4 protein-coding genes are annotated in these 3,388 nt (G+C 72.6%); all 4 read right to left on the bottom strand.

The window, feature by feature from the left end:
- Positions 1 to 179: 179 nt before the first annotated feature.
- Positions 180 to 302: a hypothetical protein gene (locus G5C62_RS28815; protein ID WP_269429964.1), complete on the bottom strand. Its 123-nt coding sequence runs from the start codon at positions 300 to 302 to the stop codon at positions 180 to 182.
- 69 nt (positions 303 to 371) lie between these two features.
- A complete protein-coding gene (locus tag G5C62_RS26170) occupies positions 372 to 1,253 on the bottom strand; it encodes a metal ABC transporter permease (RefSeq protein WP_231558285.1) in 882 nt (293 codons plus the stop codon).
- A 3-nt stretch (positions 1,254 to 1,256) separates the two neighbouring features.
- On the bottom strand, positions 1,257 to 2,054 hold the full coding sequence (locus G5C62_RS26165; RefSeq protein WP_164703297.1) for a metal ABC transporter ATP-binding protein: 798 nt from the start codon (positions 2,052 to 2,054) through the stop codon (positions 1,257 to 1,259).
- A complete protein-coding gene (locus G5C62_RS26160; protein ID WP_164703296.1) occupies positions 2,051 to 3,088 on the bottom strand; it encodes a metal ABC transporter solute-binding protein, Zn/Mn family in 1,038 nt (345 codons plus the stop codon). The genes G5C62_RS26165 and G5C62_RS26160 overlap by 4 nt, the downstream gene beginning before the upstream one ends.
- Positions 3,089 to 3,388 lie beyond the last annotated feature (300 nt).

Here is a 3,388-nt window from a genome sequence, read left to right as displayed (position 1 = left end):
TTCACCAACGTCAGCAGCGAGTACGACGACCCGCAGCACCCCGCCCGCAGCGCGGCCGCCGACTACAAGTTCGAGCTGCACGCCCGGCTCGAGGGCCTGGCCGACCAGCTGATCCCCGGCGGCGGCGGGGGACTGTGAGGCGGGTGTGACTCTCCGCCAGGAGAGCTGGTCGTGCGCGCTCAGTTGCGGCGGATCCGCCGGGGGTTGGCCAGCATCCGGATGGCCGTCGCCTGCTGCGCGGTCTGCTCCTCGTCGGGGGTGGCGGTGTCGTCCAGCTGTGGGTCGCGTTCGTCGTCGTGCACGTGTCCCACCCTCCCCGTCCGGGCCTGCGGAGGGACAGCCCCCGGACGGGTGGACGACGGAGACGTCGATCACCTGGTGCGGTCGGGCACCAGGTGTGGCACGTCCAGCACCGGGGCGGGGGTCTCCCGCGGGGCACGGGCCCGGGTGAGGGGCAGCGTGACCGCCCAGGTCAGCACGGCGAGGGTGGTGACGAAGAAGCTCGGCGGCAGGTTGACCATCGCCGAGAGCACCAGGCCGAACCAGACGCTGCCCAGGGCGATGGCCACGGCGATCGCGGCCACCAGCCCGGGCCGGGCGGTCATCCGCAGCGCCGCCGCGGCCGGGGTGACCACGAGGGCGAACAGCAGCAGCGTGCCCACCACCTGCACGGCCATCGTGATGGTCAGCGCGAGCAGGACGACGAAGGCCACGCCCAGCGCCCGCACCGGGACCCCGCGGGCCTCGGCCACGGTCGGGTCCACCGAGGCGAACACGAGGGGCCGGGCGATGACCGCGAGCACGCCGACCACGAGCAGGGTGAACCCGCCGAAGACCCACAGCTGGTCGGTGGAGATGGCCAGCAGGTTGCCGAACAACACGGTGGTGGTGGCGCTGGCGTTGGCCGTGGCCAGCGAGGCGAACAGCACGCCGAGACCGGTGGCGAACGCGAGGATCGTGCCGGTGGCCACCTCGCGGTCGGCCACCCGCTTGCCGAACAGCCCGATCAACAGCCCGCCACCGACGCAGAACACCGCCAGGCCCAGCGTCACCGGGGCGCCGACCAGGATGGCGCCGGTCGCGCCGGGGAAGCCGATGTGGGCGAGGGCGTGCGCGGCGAAGGCGTTCTGCCGGGTGACGACGAACCAGCCCATCAGCCCGGCGGCCAGCGCGACCATCGAACCGCCGAGCAGGGCGTGCTGCATGAACGTGGTCTGCAGCACCTGCAGCCAGTTCTCCTGGAAGGTGACCACGGCTCAACCGCCCCGGGTGAAGAGATCGCCCTGCGCGGTGCGCACCACCCGGACCGGGGTGCCGTACAGGTGGGTGAGCAGGTCCTCGGTGACGACGGCGTCGATCGGGTCGTGGTGCGGGTGGCCGTCGAGCAGGTAGACGGCGTCGGTGAGCACGGGCAGCAGCGGGTTGAGGTCGTGCGCGACGACCAGCACCGTGACCCGGCGCTCGCGGGTGAGCTCGCCGAGCAGCGCGACCACCTCGTGCTGGTTGCGCAGGTCGAGGTTGGCCAGCGGCTCGTCGAGCAGCAGCAGCTCGGCGTCGTCGACGATGGCCTGGGCGATCGCGACCCGCTGCTGCTGGCCGCCGGACAGCTCGGACATCCGTCGGTCGGCGTAGCCGTCGGCGCCGACCCGGCGCAGCGCGTCGTCGACCCGGGCCCGCTCGGCGGCCGAGGCGCGGCGCAGCCCGAAGCGGCCGCCGGTGAGGCCGAGCATCACCAGGTCACGGGCGCGCACCGCTTCGCCCAGTGCGGCGGTGTAGTTCTGCGGCACGTAGCCGATCCGGCGATCGCCGCGGCTGGGGGTGCGACCCAGCACCTCGATCCGCCCGCCGGCCGGGGGCAGCATGCCGAGGACCAGCTGGAAGAGCGTGGTCTTCCCGGCGCCGTTGGGGCCGATGACCCCGACCACGGCGCCAGTGGGCACGGTGAGCGTGCCCTGCGACCAGACGACCCGGCCGCCGCGGACGACCGAGACGTCGTCGAGGACGAGCGCCGCTGGCCGCGCGGCGGCCGGGTCGGCCGTCGGGACGTCTGTCACTGACCCCCACCGAGTGCGTTCGACAGCTGCTGCAGCTGGTCCAGCTGCCAGGACACGAAGGACGACTCCCCGTCCGGCGCCGACTCGGTGACCTCGACGACCGGCACGTCGGCCGCCTCCGCCGCGGCGCGCAGCTGCTCGGGGACGCTGCCCTCCGTCTGAGAGTTGTACACCAGCACGTCGACCGAGCCGTCGGTCAGCGCCGCCTCGAAGGCGGCCACGTCGCCGGGCGCAGGGTCGGTCTCGTTGCTGGCGGCGTCGCGGTAGCCCTCGGGGGTGGCGTCGGTCAGGCCGATCGCCTCGGCGGTGTACTGGAACACGCTCTCCGTGGCGGCGTAGGAACGCCCCGCGGCCGCGGTCTCCAGCGCCGCCAGCTCGTCCAGGTAGGGCTGCAGGTCCGCCTCCCAGGCCTCCGCCTGCTCGGCGAAGTGGTCGGCGGCGTCGGGCGACAGCTCGTTGAGCTGCTCGGTCACCGCGGCGGCGACGTCCTGGACGTGCTCCGGGGAGTACCACAGGTGCGGGTTCACCCCGCCGTGCGCGTGCCCCTCCTCGCCCTCGGCGTGCTCTTCCTCGGCGTGCCCCTCACCCTCCGCGTGCTCCTCTTCCTCGGCATGCCCCTCCTCCTCGATGCCGACCACCTCGGCCGCATCGACGACGGCGGTGGCGGAGCCCGAGGTGGCGACGGCGTCGGCGGCCCAGTGGTCGTAGTCGGCCCCGTTGAGCACGGCCAGGTCGGCGTCGGAGAACGCCGCGATGTCGGCGGTCGTCGGCTCGTAGTCGTGCGGGTCGACCGCGGAGGAGGCGAGCACGGTGGTGACGTTCGCGCAGTCGCCGCCCAGCTGCTCGACGATGCTGCCCCACTGGCTCACCGAGACGACGACGTCGAGCACCTCACCGGGGCAGTCCGCCTCGTCGGCCTGGGTCGTCGTGGTCCCGGCGCCGGCGCTGGAGCCGCCGCAGGCGGCGAGGGTCAGCGTGGCGGTGGCGGCCACGGCGGCGAGCGTCGAACGGCGGAACAGGTCGAGGCGGCGCACGGGAGTTCCTCACGGGAGCAGTTACTGGGAATGGTCGTCACAATCAGTATCACCCCAGTCGTGCGCCGCGTCGATGTCGGCCCTCCCACAGCGAGCCCGCCCCGGTCCCGGCCCGCTACCGTCCGGGCGTGCCGATCCAGCCCGGACGGTAGCGGGCCGGGACCGGGGCGGGCTCGGCGCGCTCCGGGCGCAGTCTCTTATCAACATTTCCAAGCACACGAGACCAAAGCAAAAATCGATTGCCAGCTTCTTCTTGAAAAAAACAAAAAAAACACATACGTATAACTGAATAACTACTCA

It is taken from the genome of Modestobacter sp. KNN46-3 (genome assembly GCF_011039295.1).
Note: the sequence above shows the minus strand (reverse complement) of the source record. Positions and strands in the feature narration are given on the sequence as shown.